This window comes from Bacteroides graminisolvens (assembly GCF_963666085.1).
Classification (GTDB): domain Bacteria; phylum Bacteroidota; class Bacteroidia; order Bacteroidales; family Bacteroidaceae; genus Bacteroides; species Bacteroides graminisolvens.
Genome location: NZ_OY762556.1, coordinates 2,014,686 through 2,034,281, shown reverse-complemented (window position 1 = coordinate 2,034,281; position 19,596 = coordinate 2,014,686). Strand labels below are relative to the sequence as shown.

Genomic DNA, 19,596 nt, shown 5'->3' with positions numbered 1-19,596 from the left:
CTTATTTAAAATTTATTGTTTTTGCAAATAAAAAATAGCATTTATTTATTTGTTTCAAAATAAATCATTACCTTTGCCCCGTTGAAATTCTCTGTGAACTCCTAATCAGGGAAACGAAAACATAAATCCCAATTCAATAGTAATTATCCCGAATTCATAAAATAACGCTTGTGCCACATCGCTTTTGACCGATAGTCGTAGCCATGTTATGCACTCTAAGCGAAAAAAATAATAAAAAAATTACCTATACGTATGTATAACATCATTCAACTTAACGACAAAAGTTTGTCGGAATTGCAATCTATTGCCCAAGAATTAGGCCTCAAAAAAACTGATTCTCTAAAAAAAGAAGAACTGGTTTACAAGATTTTAGATGAGCAAGCCATAGCTGGAGCAACCAAAAAAGTTGCAGCCGACAAAATAAAAGAGGAGCGCAAAGATGACAAAAAGAAGCGCTCACGGGTCAGTGTAAAAAAGGAAACAGCTGACAAAGTTTTCTCTGCCTCCAAAAATGGGGAAATTACTCGTCCAGAAGCAGCCAACACTACTTCAAAAACAGTTAAAACACCCACGCAACCTGCTACACTTGCTGCACCCGCTACTCCACAAACAGCCACTCCGGCAACCGCTTCCTCTACTGCAACAGCCAAACCCGCTGCTTCAACAGAAAAAGCAACTAAAACAACTGCAAACGCTGAAGCGTCAAAATCACGCAAGAATTCTCGTAACACCCCTGCCAAGAAAGAAAGTAATGAAGTCATTACCGCTCCTGTAGAGGCAAAAAAAGCAGTTACACCAACTGAGCCAATAGCTCAACCAATCAAAAAAGTAATTCCTGCTCCTGTAAAGAAAGAGACTCCCGATCTTTTCGAAGTTGAAGATGATTTCATTCCTATTGAAGAACTTCCTTCTGAAAGATTTGAATTACCAACCGAGCTATTAGGCAAATTTGAAGCTACTAAAGTAGAATCAACAAAGCCTGAAGCTATATCTTCGCAGGATCGCAAACCGAATAAGCAACAACCCAAGGTTGTACGTCCGGTTAATCAACCGAACAATCAGGGCGGCAACAGTCCCGCAAACAATGCGCAGGCAAGCAACAATAATCAGCAACGTCCGCAACCACAAAGAGCTCCTCAAAGCGAAAATGCACCGATGCCGGAAAGAAAAGCTCCGGAAAAGGCTTATGAGTTTGATGATATTCTGACGGGAATTGGTGTTCTCGAAATCATGCAAGATGGTTACGGATTCCTTCGTTCATCTGACTACAATTACCTCTCTTCTCCGGATGATATTTATGTATCGCAGTCTCAAATCAAACTTTTCGGTTTGAAAACAGGGGATGTCGTAGAGGGGGTTATACGTCCGCCCAAAGAAGGTGAAAAGTATTTCCCGCTAGTAAAGGTTTCTAAGATCAACGGACGTGATGCCAACTTTGTACGTGATCGCGTTCCTTTTGAACACCTCACTCCTTTATTCCCTGATGTGAAGTTCAAATTATGCAAAGGTGGATATTCGGACTCTTTGTCTGCTCGTGTAGTTGATTTGTTTGCTCCGATAGGAAAAGGTCAACGTGGACTAATCGTTGCTCAGCCTAAAACGGGTAAAACGCTTCTATTAAAAGACATTGCCAACGCTATAGCAGCCAACCATCCGGAAGTTTATATGATCATGCTACTCATTGATGAACGTCCTGAAGAGGTTACCGACATGGCGCGCAGCGTTAACGCTGAGGTCATTGCTTCTACATTTGACGAGCCTGCAGAACGTCATGTGAAAATTGCTGGTATTGTACTTGAAAAAGCCAAAAGAATGGTAGAATGTGGTCACGACGTAGTCATCTTCCTGGATTCAATCACTCGTTTGGCACGTGCTTACAACACGGTTTCGCCTGCATCGGGCAAAGTATTGTCTGGTGGTGTGGATGCCAACGCATTGCATAAACCTAAAAGATTCTTCGGAGCTGCCCGTAACATTGAAAACGGAGGTTCACTCACCATTTTAGCTACTGCATTGATTGATACCGGCTCTAAAATGGACGAAGTTATCTTTGAAGAATTCAAAGGAACCGGTAACATGGAATTGCAATTGGATCGTAACTTATCTAACAAACGCATCTTCCCTGCTGTTAATATCGTAGCATCGAGCACCCGACGTGATGACTTGCTACTCGATAAACAAACGCTTGACCGCATGTGGATTCTACGCAAATACCTGTCGGATATGAACCCGATTGAGGCTATGGATTTTGTAAAAGACCGCTTGGAAAAGACAAGAGATAACGATGAGTTTTTGATGAGCATGAATAGCTAATCCGAAACGAATCAGTAACAAGAGAGCGGAACAAGATACCATGTTTCGCTCTTTTTTTTCAGTAAAACAGACTTTGAGATTACAAAAGAGAACAACCGATTTTATGTATACCAACAAACAAATTTGGAACGTAAGTTTTCCAATTGTATTAAGCCTGCTGGCACAAAACATTATCAATGTAACGGACACAGCTTTCCTTGGAAGGGTAAGCGAAGTGGCTCTGGGAGGATCGGCTATGGGCGGATTGTTTTATATCTGCATCTTCACCGTAGCTTTCGGATTCAGCACGGGTTCTCAAATAATGATTGCCCGTCGCAACGGTGAACAACGACATAGCGAAGTGGGGCCTGTCATGATTCAGGGAGTCATCTTCCTTTTGGCGGCAGCCCTATTCATGTTTCTGTTTACACGTGTATTCGGAGAGGATATCATGCATTTTATTGTGTCATCGGATACAATCTTTGATGCGACAATGGATTATCTGTATTGGCGTGTATTCGGTTTCTTCTTTTCATTTATCAATGTGATGTTCCGTGCATTCTATATCGGAGTAACCAAAACGAAGGTGCTTACTATCAATGCTATTGTTATGGCTCTTACGAATGTGGTTTTAGACTATGCATTGATATTCGGAAACTTCGGATTCCCAGAAATGGGCATAGCGGGTGCAGCTATTGCATCGGTCATAGCCGAGGCCTCATCTATAGTATTCTTCCTGATTTACACCTATGTGACTGTTGATTTTAAGAAATACGGTTTGAACCAGTTTCGTACTTTCAATTTAAAATTGCTCACACAAATATTGAATATATCATGCTTTACCATGCTTCAATATTTTCTCTCTATGGCTACGTGGTTTGCATTCTTTGCCGCTGTAGAACGTTTAGGACAAAGAGATTTGGCCATAGCCAACATTGTGCGAAGTATCTATATTGTAATGATGATACCGGTCAGCTCGTTGGCAACAACAGCCAACAGTTTAGTCAGTAACACCATCGGGTCGGGTAAATTGCCTCAGGTGATGCCTTTGATTGGTAAAATTAGCCGAATGTCATTCCTTATCATGCTGGTATCCGTGGGCATTATCGTATTGTTCAAAGAGCAGGTTCTGGCTATTTACACAAACGAGGTGCAGTTAATTAATGAATCGGGTGCTTCTGTTTTAGTTATTGGAATAGCCATGTTAGTGGCTTCAGTGTCAAATATTCTATTCAGCAGTATATCGGGCACAGGGAATACACGCTCTGCTCTTATGCTCGAAACAATAACACTGGTCATTTACATCGGTTATGTTTTCATAGTTGCTATTGCATGGCAAGCTCCGGTTGAGATTTGTTTCACAACAGAAATTTTATACTATGTATTACTCCTTGTAGGTAGTTATATTTATCTGAAAAAAGCAAAATGGCAAAATAAAAAGATATAAATAAATGGATATTTTGTACATTTGCACCCTTAAGTACCCAAATAAAGATAATTAATAATTTGATTTAGATATATGTTCGATAATTTAAGCGAAAGACTTGAGAGGTCGTTTAAGATTCTGAAAGGTGAGGGAAAAATCACCGAAATTAATGTTGCAGAAACGCTGAAAGATGTTCGTAAAGCATTGCTAGATGCCGATGTTAACTACAAGGTTGCTAAGAATTTCACCGATACCGTTAAGGAAAAAGCGCTCGGACAAAACGTATTGACTGCTGTAAAGCCTAGTCAGTTGATGGTTAAAATCGTTCACGACGAATTAGCGAAGTTAATGGGAGGTGAAACGGCAGAAATAAACCTGAAAGGACAGCCTGCTGTTATTCTGATGTCCGGATTGCAAGGTTCGGGTAAGACTACCTTTACCGGTAAGCTGGCACGCATGCTCAAAACCAAAAAGGGGAAAAACCCATTGGTTGTAGCTAGTGACGTTTATCGTCCTGCAGCTATCGAACAGTTACGTGTATTGGCTGAGCAGGTAGGCGTACCCATGTATTGCGAACTCGACAGCAAAGACCCCGTATCCATTGCACAAAATGCAATTAAAGAGGCCAAAGCCAAAGGCTATGACCTGGTAATTGTGGATACAGCCGGCCGATTGGCTATTGACGAACAGATGATGAACGAGATTAGTGCTATCAAAGAAGCTATTAATCCGCAAGAAATTCTTTTCGTTGTTGACTCTATGACTGGTCAGGATGCGGTTAACACAGCCAAAGAATTCAATGAAAGATTGAATTTTGACGGCGTGGTATTAACCAAACTCGATGGTGACACACGTGGTGGTGCGGCTCTATCAATCCGTACCGTAGTTGATAAACCCATCAAGTTTGTAGGTACGGGTGAAAAGTTGGATGCAGTTGATCAATTCCACCCCGAACGTATGGCAGATCGTATTTTGGGAATGGGTGACATTGTTTCACTTGTTGAACGCGCCCAAGAGCAGTACGATGAAGAAGAAGCCAAACGTTTACACAAAAAGATTGCAAAAAATCAGTTCGACTTCAACGACTTCCTGACACAAATTGCACAGATCAAAAAAATGGGTAACCTTAAAGAGTTGGCTTCCATGATTCCGGGTGTAGGAAAAGCAATCAAAGATATTGATATTGACGATAATGCGTTCAAAAGCATTGAAGCCATTATCTATTCGATGACTCCCCTAGAACGTTCTAACCCGGCACTTCTCAACGGTTCAAGACGTACCAGAATTGCCAAGGGAAGCGGAACAAACATTCAAGATGTAAACCGCCTTTTGAAACAGTTTGAGGAGACCCGGAAAATGATGAAAATGATTACGGGAGGAAGCAAAACGATGCCTAAATTAAAACGATAATAGACTATATATAACAATGGCAGACTACACATTAATTGATGGAAAAGCTATTTCGGAACAAGTAAAACAAGAGATAGCAGCAGAAGTAACTGAAATGGTGGCAAACGGTGGCAAGCGCCCCCACTTGGCAGCTATTTTGGTTGGACATGACGGTGGTAGCGAGACTTACGTTGCAGCAAAAGTAAAAGCATGTGAGGCATGCGGATTCAAATCTTCGCTCATTCGTTATGAAAGCGATGTAACTGAAGAAGAGCTTTTGGAAAAGGTACGTGAGCTGAATGCAGATAATGATGTTGACGGTTTTATAGTACAACTTCCTCTGCCCGATCACATTTCAGAACAGAAGGTTATTGAAACCATTGATTACAGAAAAGATGTTGACGGTTTTCACCCCATCAATGTGGGCAGAATGTCAATCGGACTGCCTTGCTACGTTTCGGCTACTCCCAACGGAATTATCGAACTGTTGAAAAGATATCAGATTGAAACTTCCGGAAAAAAATGTGTCGTACTTGGACGAAGCAACATTGTGGGCAAACCAATGGCTGCTCTAATGATGCAGAAAGGTTATCCGGGTGATGCAACTGTTACTGTATGTCACAGCCGCTCACGCGACTTAGTTAAAGAATGCCAGGAAGCGGATATTATTATCGCTGCGTTGGGGCAACCTAACTTTGTTACAGCTGATATGGTAAAAGAAGGAGCTGTGATTATTGACGTAGGAACAACACGTGTACCCTCTGACAAAACAAAGTCAGGATTCAAGCTGACGGGCGACGTGAGGTTTGATGAAGTTGCACCCAAATGCGCTTTTATAACTCCTGTTCCGGGTGGTGTGGGTCCCATGACCATTGTATCGCTCATGAAGAATACATTGTTAGCCGGTAAAAAGGCTATCTATAAATAAATCAAATGGAAGCAGCATTCTTTTCTTAGAAAAAGGAGTGCTGCTTTTTAATTCCTGCGTACCAAACCTGCATTTTAGACCTTAATAAATCTTTCTTTTATGATAAAAACGCCCTCCTTCCCTTTATTCATCTTGTTGTTACTTTGTTCTTGTAGCAGTAACTCCCAAGAGACAAAAGACAAAGTAACCTTATTATTCGTAGGCGATCTGATGCAACATCAGGGACAAATTGATGCAGCGCGAACTCCTCAGGGCTACGATTATTCAGCTTGTTTCAAATTAGTGAAAGACGAGATTGACAGTGCAGACATTGCCATCGGTAATCTTGAAGTAACACTGGGAGGCAAACCCTACAAAGGTTATCCGCAGTTCAGTGCTCCCGATGAATTTCTTTATGCCATACGGGATGCCGGTTTTGATGTATTACTGACCGCCAACAATCATTGTCTGGACAGGGGACAAAAAGGATTGGAAAGAACCATTGCCAAACTTGATTCGCTGGGTATTCCGTACGCCGGGACATATCAAAACAATCAAATTAAAAGTTTACGATATCCACTGATTCTCGAGAAAAAAGGCATACGCATTGCTTTGCTGAATTATACTTATGGAACCAATGGATTTAAAACAACAGGTTCAAATGTCGTGAATTACATTGATAAAACAGCAATTAGTCGTGACATCGAATTAGCACGCGCCCAAAAGGTGGACGTGATTATTGCTTGCATGCATTGGGGTGAAGAATACAAACAAATTCCCAGCAATGCGCAAAAGGAAATGGCAATGTGGCTAATCAAGCAAGGTGTAAGCCACGTAATCGGGTCACATCCACACGTTGTTCAACCTATTGTAGTTCAAACTGACAGCCTCAGCCAACAGAAAAACGTAATTGCTTATTCGCTGGGAAATTACATTTCTAATATGTCGGCTCCCAACACCGACGGTGGACTTATGTTGAAACTGGAATTAACCAAAGACAGCATTACTTATTTAAGCAATAGTGGATATAGTCTTATTTGGGTAGGACGCCCTATTCTTACCCGTGAAAAAAATCACAAACTAATTCCGGTAAGAAACATTCCTCCAACCTTGCCCATGGAAGCACGTAATCGCCTGATTCTCTTTACGAAAAGCACCGAAAAGCTTTTCAACAAGCACAATCATGGAATAAGCGAATATAATTTTTAGCTAAAATATCTATTTAAATATTTGCAGAATAAAAGATAATACGTATCTTTGCACCGCATTAGAAAAGCGACATGGTGGATGTAGCTCAGCTGGTTAGAGTGTCGGATTGTGGTTCCGAAGGTCGCGGGTTCGAGCCCCGTCTTCCACCCCCATAAAAATACAAAGGATTGCTTGTTAAACAAGCAATCCTTTTTTTATTGGTATATAAAGTTGGATTAGAATCTACTAATAAAATTCCAATCCGAATTCATTCTTCAAATCAAGTAAAGCGCTATTCTTCTGCACCATCATTTGAAAGCGTTCTACCTTACCAAAAGCTTTCACATTCTCATTACTCTCGCTCACACGAACACTCATTGTTATAGCATTATTATTCAATTGAGTTCTAATATAAGCAAGTATCTGAGGAATAAAATCAGTAAAGTTTTTGCTAGTCAACTCATTATCTACTACAATTTCACAAGAAGTTTCGCCCGTTTTCACAACCTTGATGTTTTGCATACGCATGGCAAAAGCCTTGTGTTCAAGTGGCAACTGAGCAGCATAAGCCCTCCAGTAATAATTTACATTCTCCTCATCAAAAGGCATATTCTGTACGGTAGCCGATAATTCGACATCATGAGAGGAATTAGTATCATCCTTATCCGAGTCACTATCACTCTGCATTTTCTTGATAGACAGTCCGATTGAGGAACCTTTCATTAAAGGAACTTTGCTTTCTGTGCGTTGACTAGCCTTAGTCAGCACATCCGATAAAGATTGACTCTCACGCACAGAAGCTGATACAGCCTGATTGGGAGCAGTCTCCCCAACAACAGGAGACGAAACCTGAGTCGCAACTGGCTGCTGCACAGAAGACTTTGGCGCCACAACCGACGCATTCGCACCTGATTGAGCAGGTTGAGCAGGTGTTCCTGACGAACTAAAAACGGGCTTTATGACTTGCTTAGGGCTACGCCCATGAGCGTCGTCATCTGATTCACCGGATGTTATTTGAGCAATTTGAATAAGAGCAAGCTCAACCAATAAGCGTTTATTCTTACTGATTCGGTAATTCAAATCACAATCGTTACATAATTTCATCGCCTTATAAAGGAATGGCAACGGACACACTTGCGCCTGATCCTGATATCGCTTACGAATACTGGAACCAACTTCAAGCAAGGCAACCGTAGCAACATCCTTACAAACCATCAAATCTCTCAGATGTGATGCTAATCCGTTTATAAAATGATTACCATCAAACCCATTATTCAACACATCATTGAATAATAAAAGCGCATCGGTTATGTTATTTTGCAAGAAAGAATCTGTCAGCTTAAAATAATACTCATAATCCAGCACATTTAGGTTTTCGATAGTACTTTTATAAGTAATACTTCCACCGGTAAAACTTACAACCTGATCAAAGATAGATAAAGCATCGCGCATTCCTCCATCAGCCTTTAAGGCAATAACATTCAACGCTTCAGGTTCAAAATGAACCCCTTCTTGTCGGGCCACATATGAAAGGTGTTCAACCGTATCTTCAACAGTGATTCGATTGAAATCATAAATTTGACAACGTGACAAGATGGTAGGCAGAATCTTATGTTTTTCAGTAGTAGCTAAAATAAAGATAGCATGATGAGGAGGTTCTTCCAATGTTTTCAAGAAAGCATTGAAAGCTGATGCCGAAAGCATGTGAACCTCATCTATAATATATACTTTATATTTACCAATTTGTGGAGGGATACGAACCTGCTCCACTAACTGCCTGATATCATCAACCGAATTATTGGAAGCCGCATCCAGTTCATGAATATTATAAGATCTTTGTTCGTTAAATGCAACGCATGATTCACACTCATTACAGGCTTCTCCTTCAGGAGTGAGATGCAAACAGTTTATTGTTTTAGCAAAAATACGTGCACAAGTAGTTTTTCCCACTCCACGAGGTCCACAAAACAAGTAAGCATGGGCTAACTTTTGTGTTGCAATAGCATTTTTTAATGTTGTGGTAAGTGCTTTTTGGCCTACTACAGATTCAAAGGTAGCAGGACGGTATTTACGAGCTGAAACAATATAATTATCCATAACCAGGGATTCTCTATTTTCTATTTTTGCAAATATACATAAAAAAAAGACTGTAACAGTAGGTTTTAAGATAGAAGTTTTATCTTTGCATAATCAATTATCAATTCGAATTCGTAGAGATACCATGAGCAGATTATTATTAATTTGGGGATTCATCAGAAGACATAAATACCTGATAGCAACGCTGGTCTTTGCTATTATAATCGGCTTTTTAGATGAAAACAGCATGGTAAGGCGTGTGGGTTATGCCAGAGAAATAAATCGTTTGCACGAAGAAATAGAGCAATATCGTAAAGAGTATGAGGAAAGTACTCAGCGACTAAATGAACTCACTACTAATCCTGAAGCAATTGAGCGCATTGCTCGTGAACGGTATTTTATGAAAAAGCCAAACGAGGACATTTACGTATTCGAAGAAGAAAACAAAACAGAAAAAGAATGAAAAAGATAGTTCAAGGGCTCATGATGGTAGGTGGAATTATGACATTGGCCGGAGCAGCCTTTTATATCACCGGTTGGTTCCTATCTCCTTATATTTATATTATTGGTGCAGGCCTGTTTGCTATAGCCCAAATAAATACCCCCTATCAAGGAACGAATAAAATAATAAAGCGTCTTCGTTTACAGCAAATTTTGGGAGCTTTGATGCTAATCATGTCCGGCATCTTCATGTTCACAACCCGCGGAAACGAGTGGATTGCTTGTTTATGTATTGCAGCTGTACTAGAATTATACACTTCCTTTCGCATACCACAAGAAGAAGCCAAAGAACAATAACATTCTTTGGCTCCTTTACTTATTTAACAGATAAACATACTCTCACTTTGAACTATTCTACCGAAACCTCACCGAGAGGCATATCAGTACCACCTATCAGATTTAGCCCTGAACGAATAGTCAGAATCTCATTTGTAGCAAGGTCTTGAGCTTTCAGATCATACGACCCACTGAACAAGCCGTGAAGCATAAAGAAATTATTTTGAGTTGTATCAGAAAGCGTTGAAATAGTATCTCCTTGACTTGTCACAGTGAAAACTCTCATCATTTCGTTGGCCGGAACAATATAGCCCGAAATAAAAGAAGTATTTGCCTCTATGTAAGCACGAATAACAGGTTTTAATGAATAAGTGCCATTTCCTTGTTTTACAATAGAACGCGCCGCATCAAAGTCAATTACAGTCTTATAACCGCTTGTTAATTCAGCTACAGAATGCACATTAAACTTCAATCCGGATTGTTGTGCACTAGGAGTTTTTAGTTCAACAGAAGTACCGTCTTCTAACACCAAATAATTGTTATCACCTAAAGTCAATCTGATTTGTTGAACCTTCACTCCTTCCTCTAATTGGATATTTGAGAGCAAAGAATCTTTCCCATTTGAGAATTTAAGAAGGTCTATTTCAAACGGTTCAACATTAAGTGATTCCCATTTCTCACCATCTAAAGAGTAAGTAATAGACTGAACATCAATATTAACGGATTTAATACCTTCAGTAGCAGGGGCATCTGTCAAATAGAAGCCAACCGTGGCAGTACCTTTATTTGAGTTATCACTGTCACAAGAATATAACCCAAATGCTGCGAGCACGCAGATAAAAGAAATGAAATTTGTTTTCATACACGTAAAGTTTGGTTAATAAATTAGCTATACCATATTTTACTGATTAAAGATAAAACATGGCATCTTGGGCGTCTATTCAATACAAATATATACTATTTATTATAAGTTCCACACAAGTCAGTAGGCTCTTTTAGGATAATTATGGAATATTTGCAAAACAACAAAAGGCAGCAAAACAATAAATGTCTTGCTGCCTTATTACCTAAATAATATAGGAAATACTATTTCTTAGCTGCAGAAGCAGGAGTATATCTTGCATTCAATCCTTCAACAATCTCTTTAGTAATGTTGAATGCACTATCAGCATAAAGCAAGTTATCAAATCCTGTGTTGCTTATAATCATGCTATAGCCTTTCGTTTTATTATATTCCTTCAGGAAAGCATTGATTGAATCACGAAGTTGCAAACTGTTTTTTTGATTTTCAGCAGCCAACTCATTGGTCAACCTATTCTGCAACTCTTGTAGATCTTGCTGTTTCTTTGTAAGGCGAGCGTGCTCTTGTTCAGCTCTTTCACGACTTACAAAAGCATTGTTTTGTAATTTACGTTGGAACTCCTGAGCCTCTCCATCAAGTTCTCTGGCCTTTTGATTCAATGTGGCACGGATATTCTCTTCCTTTTTCATCATTGCCTCATTCAAATCATTCCAGAAATTATATTGAGTTAATAATGTATCAATTTCAACATAGGCAATTTTCATATTCGTAGTAGCCACAGCTCCACCAGAAGCTGCCCCTCCAGTTTTGTCTTCAGTTTTACCCGCACACTGAGCAAATAAAAACATCACTGCAACAGCCGCAACTCCGTTAATGAGGTAGTTTGTTCTCTTCATAACTTGTAATATTGTTGTTTTTAATTAATTAATTCATACTATCGTTTAAGGTTCGCTCCACATCACTAAAAGAAAAGCGGGGTTTACTTTGTGCCTCACGATCTTGAGATTGTGCACAGCTAATTCCTTTATTTCTTAAAGCTTTGTTTCCGCTAACGTGGCCGTTTGGAAACTTACCACCTTTCACAAAAAAAACATTGATGCCTAATAAAATAAGGCATATTGCAACTATTAACAGAGTAATCAGTATTGTATTGAGCATTTCTATTAATTTTGTGGGTGCAAATATAGACTTTTGCCCCGATTATACATCCTTTTTATGGATAAAAAAAAGAAAATGGTTTATCGCAAACCTGCATATTTAACCATATTTAGCAATATTCGGTTAATAACCACAATTCATTTATCCTTTTGCAAGGATACATAAAAAAAGAGAGAAAAGAACATTATGAACTTATAATTGTTATATTTTAACTTCAATTACAAACCCAAAAAGAAAAAAAATGGAACTATCAGAATTAAAGCCTGAATCAGTATTTTATTATTTCAGCGAAATATGCAAGGTCCCTAGGCCTTCCAAAAAAGAAGAGAAAATTATATCTTATCTGGAAAACTTCGCAGCTGAACAAAAGCTTGAGATTAAAAAAGATGAGGCGGGTAATATATTAATAAAGAAACCTGCTACACCCGGAAAAGAAAATTTAAAGACTGTGGTTCTACAATCACACGTTGATATGGTATGTGAGAAGAATAATGATGTTGAACACGACTTCCTTACCGATCCCATTGAAACGATCATTGACGGTGAATGGTTAAAAGCGAAAGGAACAACTTTGGGTGCTGATAATGGAATTGGGGTAGCTACCGAATTAGCGATACTAGCTGCTAATGACATTGAACACGGTCCCATAGAATGTTTATTTACCATTGATGAGGAAACAGGATTAACCGGTGCATTTGCCCTGAAAGAAGGCTTTATGAGTGGTGACATATTGTTGAATCTCGACTCTGAAGATGAAGGCGAACTTTTCATAGGTTGTGCCGGCGGAATAGACTCTGTAGGTGAGTTTCACTATCGTGAAGTGCCTGTTCCTACCGGATATTTCTTTTTCCGTGTTGATGTAAAGGGTTTAAAAGGCGGTCATTCAGGCGGTGATATTCACTTAGGTCGTGGAAATGCCAACAAGATCCTGAACCGTTTCTTAAGTCAGACTGCCAAGAAGTATGATATGTATATCTGTGAAGTAAACGGAGGTAATCTTCGTAACGCTATTCCCAGAGAGGCTTATGCTATATGTGCTGTGCCTCATGATGCCAAAGAGCCGGTTCGTGTTGACCTCAATATTTTCATAGCAGATATTGAAAATGAATTTGCTGTTTCCGAGCCGGACTTAAAGTTGACTCTTCAATCGGAAACACCTCGCAAAATGGCTATAGACCAAGATACTTCTTCACGTTTACTGAAAACGCTTTATGCAGTGCCTCATGGGGTATATGCAATGAGTCAGGACATACCGGGTTTAGTTGAAACATCAACAAATCTGGCATCTATAAAAATGATAGACAGTAAGAAGATCAAAATAGAAACCAGCCAACGCAGTTCTATCCTTTCAGCCAGAAATGACATGGCCAACACTGTAAGAGCAGCTTTTGAACTAGGAGGAGCACGCGTTTCCTTCGGCGAAGGTTATCCGGGATGGAAACCAAACCCTCATTCTGAAATTCTGGAAATTGCAGTAGCCTCTTACAAACGCCTCTTTGGAGTTGATGCGAAGGTGAAAGCCATTCACGCCGGACTGGAATGTGGCCTTTTCCTTGATAAATATCCCGGGCTGGACATGATTTCTTTTGGACCCACATTAACAGGAGTGCACTCACCGGACGAGCGAATGCATATTCCATCAGTTGAGAAATTCTGGAACCATTTGCTTGATGTTTTGGCTAATGTTCCGACCAAGAAATAAAACAGCATACTGATTGTACAATTCTGAAAGGTTATTTGATAAAGATACAAATTGATCTTATCAAATAACCTTTTTTGTTACCCTAACAATGACCTTTAAAGTCTATGAAAACACGAATAGTAGTATGTTGTTTTATTTGTTTTCTATCTGTTCCGACTCAAGCGCAGCATATTGATTCCTTACGTATTATGTTCTGGAATGTAGAGAACCTATTTGATTGCAAACACGATTCTCTCAAACAAGACCAAGAGTTCTTGCCCGAAGCCTTACGGCATTGGCACTATGGACGATATAAAAAGAAGTTAGCAGATGTTGCACGCACCATTGCTGCCGTTGGAGAATGGAAACCACCCATATTAGTTGGGTTGTGTGAAGTCGAAAACGACAGTGTATTAAGGGATCTGACACGCTACTCTCCATTAAAAAAATATGGTTACCGATACGTAATGACCAACTCTCCCGACAATCGGGGGATTGACGTTGCCTTGTTATATCAGCGGGGGCATTTCAAATTAATCAATCACAGAAGCATACGCATTCCATGTCTCCATGCCAAGGAACGACCAACAAGAGACATCCTTCATGTGACAGGAGTAACCTTGAGCCTCGACACATTACATGTATTCGTTGTACACACCCCTTCAAGGTCGGGCGGACAAAAGGCTTCAGAACCAAGGCGACTACAAGTAGCTCAAATTATCAAAGCTGCAACTGATAGTTTGTTTCAAACATCTCCGGATTCGAAAATTATTATCATGGGCGATTTCAATGATTATCCGCATAACAAATCAATAGCCATGGTACTTGGTGCAACAGCTCCCATCCCACCCCTGAAGACCAATAAACTATATAACTTACTGGCCTCTCAGAGTAAGCAAAAAGAGGTGGGGTCCTATAAATATAAAGGAGAATGGGGCTTACTGGATCAATTAATCGTATCGGGAGCACTCCTCGACTCAAATGGTAACACGCATACTTCTGAAGAGATGGCGCACATAGCCGGACTCACCTTTTTACTAACAGAAGATGCCAAATACGGTGGTGTGCAACCGTTTCGGACTTACAACGGGATGCGTTATCAAGGCGGATTCAGTGATCATCTGCCAGTATACTTGGACCTGAAGGTCAAAACTCAATTCTAGAACAGAAGCGAAGATTGTCATTAAAAAACGGGGCAATCTAATTCTTAGACCACCCCGTTTTAAGTTATACAATAATAATTCAAAATTATCCGTTTACCTTTTTATAATCTTCCAGAAACTTAGCCAAACCGGCATCCGTTAGCGGATGATTGAGCAAACCTTTAATGGCACTCAGCGGACAAGTTGCAACGTCGGCACCTGCTTGCACGCACTCAATAATATGTTTGGTGTTGCGAATAGAAGCTGCCAGCACCTGAGTGGTATATCCATAATACCGGTACATTTCAACAATCTGAGCAACAAGCGCAATTCCATCTTCACTGATATCATCGAGTCTGCCTACAAACGGTGAAACGTAAGCAGCCCCTGCCTTAGCAGCCAATAAAGCCTGTCCAACGGAAAAGACCAAAGTACAATTCGTTCGGATGCCGTGCTCGGTAAAATACTTAATAGCCTTAATGCCCTCCGCAATGCAGGGAACCTTTACTACGATATGAGGATTAAGAGCAGCCAGTTCAAGTCCTTCTTTAATCATGCCTTCGTAATCAGTAGCAATTACCTCAGCACTCACATCACCTTGTACTATGTTGCATATTTCGACATAATGTGCACGTTGATTTTCAACCCCTTTAATACCCTCTTTAGCCATTAAAGAAGGATTCGTTGTTACTCCGTCAAGAACTCCCATATCGTGGGCTTCTTGTATCTGACTCAGATTAGCCGTATCAATAAAAAACTTCATGATATATTGATTTAAAAATTAAACACTAATTATATCATGTAACAGTCTTGAGAAGAACTTGTTCACCAAAAAAGGCCTTATTGAGCGTCAAGCTTTTAACGAGACTTCTCCAATACCAACCTGTTTGTAATGTTTGCAGGCAGTTCATTTTCATAGTGAGTAACCATAATCAAGGTTTTATTCTGGCGCCGGCAAAAGGCTTCAATAATCTTTTTCACCCTTTTACGATTAAAGGTATCTAACCCATGAAGAGGTTCATCCAGAATCAACAGTTCGGGGTCTTTCACGAAAGCTCTTGCCAGCAAGGCCAACCGCTGTTCGCCGGAAGATATTTGCAGAAACATCTTGTCTTTTAACGAAGAGATTCCAAATACCTGCATCCACCATTCGCAAATAGCCATTTGCTCGGGCAGGGGACGTTTATACAATCCGATGGAATCATGCAACCCCGACGCAACGATTTCAATGACCGGCAAGTTCTTCAAATAAGCCCGATGCATTTCGGGTGACACATAACCAATGTGTTTCTTGATTTCCCAAATGCTCTCTCCCGTTCCTCTTTTCCGACCAAAAAGACTGATATCACAAGCGTACGACTGTGGGTTATCGGCACAAACCAGACTTAAAAGTGTTGATTTTCCGGAACCGTTTTCACCACTTAAAGCCCATTTCTGACCCAAGTTGACCACCCAGTCGAGCTCCTTCAAAATGGTACGGTCTCCATAACGAATGCTCACTCCATTGAGTTTCACCACTTCGGCCGATTCGTAATCCGTGCGTTGGTAAGGCAAATCAAGAATAGCTTGTTGCACTTCACTGCAATCATCTTCCGAAAGATGCAGACTCAGTCCATTGAGGTAGTCCGTGCGCGTTTGCTTTTCCCCCACATTTCCATGAAAGACGGGGAGCACATGAGTAATAAAATCGGGCACATCATCGAGCATGGAAAGCACCAGAACAATTTGTAAATCAGACAGGCGGGTGACACGTTTCAGCAAATCATGAAGCAGCTCGCGTGCCGATGCATCCAAACCGATAAAAGGATTATCCATTAGTAAGACCCGCGGTGAAGTAAGCAAGGTTTTAGTTAGCTGGAACTTACGCAACTCACCGCTCGACAGCAAAATAATTTTCTTATCGAGCAACGATTCCATATTGAATAAAGCAAAAAGCTCTTCTTTTAACGCCACATTGTCCGTCTCACCCAGCAAGTCGCCCACTGTTGGCGCATCTTCCTGATCATGTGCATTCCATCTTTGCTGATAATAGTAATTGGCATCGGCGGCACCATAGGAATCACGAAAAGTGATGTACTTCACATTGTCGTAAACCGTCTGCGTATCCGACGGTGAAAAATCATACGAAACAGAACCTTCCTTCAACGGATATTTCCCCAAAAGGGTGTCAATGAGCAAGCTTTTACCGGCACCATTGGGGCCTACAACGGCAAGATGCTCGCCTTGCAACAAAGAAAATTCAATCGGTTTGGCCAATCGTACAAGCGGATTACGGGCAACGCCCTGATGCATGGATATGATATCGTGTTTCATGATTTTTGATGTCTATCGGATAAATATTTGCAAAAATAGATAAATGAGGAGTCATATTCAAAGAAACATCGTGCCAAAATTCATACCTTTGCGTAATAAGTAACACCTGAGACGATGAAGTACAAACTATTAGTTCTTGATGTTGACGGGACTCTTCTCAACAAAGAGAAGGAGATTAGCCCCCGTACTCTCTCCACATTGCTTAAAATACAGCAAATGGGAGTTCGAATCGTATTGGCATCGGGCCGACCTACATTCGGAATCAGGCCAATTGCCTTAAAGTTGGAGCTCGATAAAAACGATGGCTTCATACTTTCTTATAACGGCGGACAAATTATCAGTATGCAAAAGGAAGAGTTGTTGTTTGAAAAACGCATCAATCCCGAAATGCTTGCGTACCTGGAGAAGAAAGCTACAGAAAGCGGATTCGATGTCTTTACGTATCATCAAGATAAGATTTACACCAATAATCCGTTCAACGAATACATTACCCGCGAAGCCCATATCAACCGGATGGGCGTTTTGAGTTTCGAGCATCTGGCACCGCACATTGACTTCGCACCCTGTAAGTTCATGATTGCGGGTAAGAGGGAAGATCACCTCATCAAACTGGAAGAGCATTGGAGAAAGCGTTTGAACGGGGTTTTGGATGTCTTTCGTTCCGAGCCTTATTTCCTGGAAGTAGTTCCTAATTTCATTGATAAAGCCAACACCTTGGGGGTGCTGTTAGAGAAACTGTCCGTTAAGCCCGAAGAAGTAATGGCGATAGGCGACGGCGTGTGTGACTTCTCCATGATTCAGCTGGCCGGATTAGGCATAGCAATGGGAAATGCTCAAGATTCGGTGAAGGCCTGCGCGGATATTGTAACCACCTCCAACGACGAAGACGGCGTGGCACTAGCTGTTGAGAATAACATTCTGGCCGAAATTCATCCGTCGGAAATTCCTCTAGATGAACTAAACGCCCGGGCACGCCACGCTCTGATGGGCAATTTGGGGATTCAATACACCTATGCATCCGACAAACGAATTGAGGCTACCATGCCGGTTGACGAGCGAACGCGCCAGCCTTTTGGCATTTTGCACGGCGGAGCAACGCTCGCTTTAGCTGAAACCGTAGCCGGATTGGGTTCCATGATTCTCTGCAACCCCGACGAGTTTGTTGTGGGAATGCAAGTCAGCGGAAACCACATATCATCTGCTCACGAAGGCGATACGGTGAGGGCTGTAGGTACCATCATTCATAAAGGACGTTCCTCGCATATTTGGAATGTAGATGTATTTACGTCGACCGACAAGCTGGTATCGTCCGTACGTGTAGTTAACAGCATACTTAAAAAAAGATGAGCCCAAAAGAAAAATTATACGGTGATATTATAGATAGCTTGGCCAACCGGAACATAAGCTTTGCCCTGTATCGGGCGCCCGAAGATAAGAATATTCACTTCTTGGCACAAACCAACGGCCACATCCGGACGTTTTACGACCTGAAGGAACTGAACGGAGAGCAAGGTTTTGTCATAGCTCCCTTTCATTCGGGTAGCAATAAGCCCATTGTTCTCATTCAACCGGATTGTTTGGAGCTTGAGAAACTAGCAGCCACTCCTTGTGAGCCATTAAACGAACTCGATGATGCTTTCGAAGAAAGCAACCGAGACGCTTTAAAAGAAGAATACACCCGGAAATTTCACGCTTTTGTGCAACCACTGCAGGAGAAGGAGTTCGACAAGCTGGTGCTATCTCGTTCAACAACCTTGAGGAGAGAAGCTACTTTTTCTCCGGCTGCTGCCTTCTTCCGGGCAAGCAAACGATACACACATTCTTATGTGTATCTTTGTTACACACCGCAAACAGGCATGTGGCTGGGCAGTACTCCCGAAATCATTCTGTCGGGCGAGCAAGGTTCGTGGAGCACCACCGCTCTGGCCGGAACGCAATCCTTACAACAAGGAGAATTGCCCATTAACTGGGACAGCAAAAACAAAAAGGAACAGCAATTGGTCGCTTCTTACATACGAAGACAACTTCAAACGTTACACATTCAGCCCACGGAGAAAGGTCCTTATGCCGTTCGTGCCGGAGAGCTTGCTCACCTGAAAACCGATTTCCACTTCGCTCTTCGAGAAACAAATTCACTGGGCGATATGTTAAAGTTATTGCATCCCACTCCGGCAGTATGCGGCTTGCCCAAAGAGAAGGCATATCGGTTTATCTTAAGCCAGGAAGGGTACGACCGTAGTTATTATTCGGGCTTCATTGGGAACCTGAATCCTTCGGGCAGAACTGATTTATACGTAAACTTACGATGCATGCACATCGGTAAGGAACGGCTAACGCTGTATGCCGGCGGCGGACTGCTACCCACTTCGAAGTTAGCCGACGAATGGAACGAAACGGAAAAGAAGCTGCAAACCATGCTGGCCATTACTAACAACTGAAAATAAC

The 19,596-nt window shown here is 41.1% G+C and carries 17 protein-coding genes and 1 tRNA gene; 12 read left to right on the top strand and 6 right to left on the bottom strand.

The features are described 5' to 3' along the window. Positions 1-252: 252 nt before the first annotated feature. The 6 genes from rho to ACKPCE_RS08315 all read left to right on the top strand — a co-directional run bounded on the left by rho (position 253) and on the right by ACKPCE_RS08315 (position 7,375). On the top strand, positions 253-2,313 hold the full coding sequence (gene rho, locus ACKPCE_RS08340) for a transcription termination factor Rho (protein WP_319504828.1): 2,061 nt from the start codon (positions 253-255) through the stop codon (positions 2,311-2,313). A gap of 103 nt (positions 2,314-2,416) precedes the next feature. Then, positions 2,417-3,739, top strand: a complete 1,323-nt coding sequence (locus tag ACKPCE_RS08335; protein ID WP_319504827.1) for an MATE family efflux transporter — start codon at positions 2,417-2,419, stop codon at positions 3,737-3,739. 72 nt (positions 3,740-3,811) lie between these two features. Continuing rightward, positions 3,812-5,128, top strand: coding sequence for a signal recognition particle protein (gene ffh / locus ACKPCE_RS08330; RefSeq protein ID WP_319504826.1), 1,317 nt, complete (start codon positions 3,812-3,814; stop codon positions 5,126-5,128). Between the two features lie 16 nt (positions 5,129-5,144). Beyond that, positions 5,145-6,035: a bifunctional methylenetetrahydrofolate dehydrogenase/methenyltetrahydrofolate cyclohydrolase FolD gene (folD, locus tag ACKPCE_RS08325; protein WP_024997169.1), complete on the top strand. Its 891-nt coding sequence runs from the start codon at positions 5,145-5,147 to the stop codon at positions 6,033-6,035. A 99-nt stretch (positions 6,036-6,134) separates the two neighbouring features. Next, a complete protein-coding gene (locus tag ACKPCE_RS08320; protein WP_319504825.1) occupies positions 6,135-7,223 on the top strand; it encodes a CapA family protein in 1,089 nt (362 codons plus the stop codon). A 73-nt stretch (positions 7,224-7,296) separates the two neighbouring features. Further along, positions 7,297-7,375: transfer RNA gene (locus tag ACKPCE_RS08315), tRNA-His, on the top strand. 73 nt (positions 7,376-7,448) lie between these two features. Here ACKPCE_RS08315 and ACKPCE_RS08310 read toward each other — a convergent pair. Continuing rightward, the gene (locus ACKPCE_RS08310; RefSeq protein ID WP_319504824.1) at positions 7,449-9,299 is read right to left on the bottom strand and encodes a DNA polymerase III subunit gamma/tau; all 1,851 of its coding nucleotides are present in this window, start codon (positions 9,297-9,299) and stop codon (positions 7,449-7,451) included. Positions 9,300-9,423: 124 nt separating this feature from the next. On the opposite strand from ACKPCE_RS08310, the gene ACKPCE_RS08305 reads away from it, so the two are divergent. Then, on the top strand, positions 9,424-9,741 hold the full coding sequence (locus ACKPCE_RS08305) for an FtsB family cell division protein (RefSeq protein WP_024997166.1): 318 nt from the start codon (positions 9,424-9,426) through the stop codon (positions 9,739-9,741). Then, positions 9,738-10,076, top strand: coding sequence for a hypothetical protein (locus ACKPCE_RS08300; protein WP_024997165.1), 339 nt, complete (start codon positions 9,738-9,740; stop codon positions 10,074-10,076). Before ACKPCE_RS08305 ends, ACKPCE_RS08300 begins: the two co-directional genes overlap by 4 nt. A 52-nt stretch (positions 10,077-10,128) precedes the next feature. Here the strand turns inward: ACKPCE_RS08300 and ACKPCE_RS08295 are convergent, their stop codons facing one another. The 3 genes from ACKPCE_RS08295 to ACKPCE_RS08285 all read right to left on the bottom strand — a co-directional run bounded on the left by ACKPCE_RS08295 (position 10,129) and on the right by ACKPCE_RS08285 (position 12,015). Beyond that, positions 10,129-10,917 (bottom strand): DUF4382 domain-containing protein, encoded by a 789-nt coding sequence (locus ACKPCE_RS08295; RefSeq protein WP_319504823.1) that lies wholly within the window; start codon positions 10,915-10,917, stop codon positions 10,129-10,131. A gap of 224 nt (positions 10,918-11,141) precedes the next feature. Continuing rightward, positions 11,142-11,753 (bottom strand): OmpH family outer membrane protein, encoded by a 612-nt coding sequence (locus ACKPCE_RS08290; RefSeq protein ID WP_024997164.1) that lies wholly within the window; start codon positions 11,751-11,753, stop codon positions 11,142-11,144. 28 nt (positions 11,754-11,781) lie between these two features. Next, positions 11,782-12,015 carry a hypothetical protein gene (locus ACKPCE_RS08285; protein ID WP_024997163.1) on the bottom strand — a complete coding sequence of 78 codons (234 nt, stop codon included), beginning with the start codon at positions 12,013-12,015 and terminating at the stop codon, positions 11,782-11,784. A gap of 241 nt (positions 12,016-12,256) precedes the next feature. Between ACKPCE_RS08285 and ACKPCE_RS08280 the strand changes: the two genes are divergently transcribed. Both ACKPCE_RS08280 and ACKPCE_RS08275 read left to right on the top strand, forming a co-directional pair. After that, positions 12,257-13,717 carry an aminoacyl-histidine dipeptidase gene (locus ACKPCE_RS08280; protein ID WP_319504822.1) on the top strand — a complete coding sequence of 487 codons (1,461 nt, stop codon included), beginning with the start codon at positions 12,257-12,259 and terminating at the stop codon, positions 13,715-13,717. 104 nt (positions 13,718-13,821) lie between these two features. Next, a complete protein-coding gene (locus ACKPCE_RS08275; RefSeq protein WP_319504821.1) occupies positions 13,822-14,859 on the top strand; it encodes an endonuclease/exonuclease/phosphatase family protein in 1,038 nt (345 codons plus the stop codon). Positions 14,860-14,944: 85 nt separating this feature from the next. On the opposite strand, the gene fsa is transcribed toward ACKPCE_RS08275, so the two are convergent. Beyond that, on the bottom strand, positions 14,945-15,601 hold the full coding sequence (gene fsa, locus ACKPCE_RS08270) for a fructose-6-phosphate aldolase (RefSeq protein WP_024997160.1): 657 nt from the start codon (positions 15,599-15,601) through the stop codon (positions 14,945-14,947). 95 nt (positions 15,602-15,696) lie between these two features. Beyond that, a complete protein-coding gene (locus ACKPCE_RS08265; protein WP_319504820.1) occupies positions 15,697-17,151 on the bottom strand; it encodes an ATP-binding cassette domain-containing protein in 1,455 nt (484 codons plus the stop codon). Positions 17,152-17,265: 114 nt separating this feature from the next. Between ACKPCE_RS08265 and ACKPCE_RS08260 the strand changes: the two genes are divergently transcribed. Together ACKPCE_RS08260 and ACKPCE_RS08255 are read left to right on the top strand one after the other, a co-directional pair. Continuing rightward, entirely contained in the window at positions 17,266-18,498 is a 1,233-nt protein-coding gene (locus ACKPCE_RS08260; RefSeq protein ID WP_319504819.1) for a Cof-type HAD-IIB family hydrolase, read from the top strand. Continuing rightward, positions 18,495-19,589 carry an isochorismate synthase gene (locus tag ACKPCE_RS08255; RefSeq protein WP_319504818.1) on the top strand — a complete coding sequence of 365 codons (1,095 nt, stop codon included), beginning with the start codon at positions 18,495-18,497 and terminating at the stop codon, positions 19,587-19,589. Before ACKPCE_RS08260 ends, ACKPCE_RS08255 begins: the two co-directional genes overlap by 4 nt. The last annotated feature ends 7 nt before the right edge of the window (positions 19,590-19,596 follow it).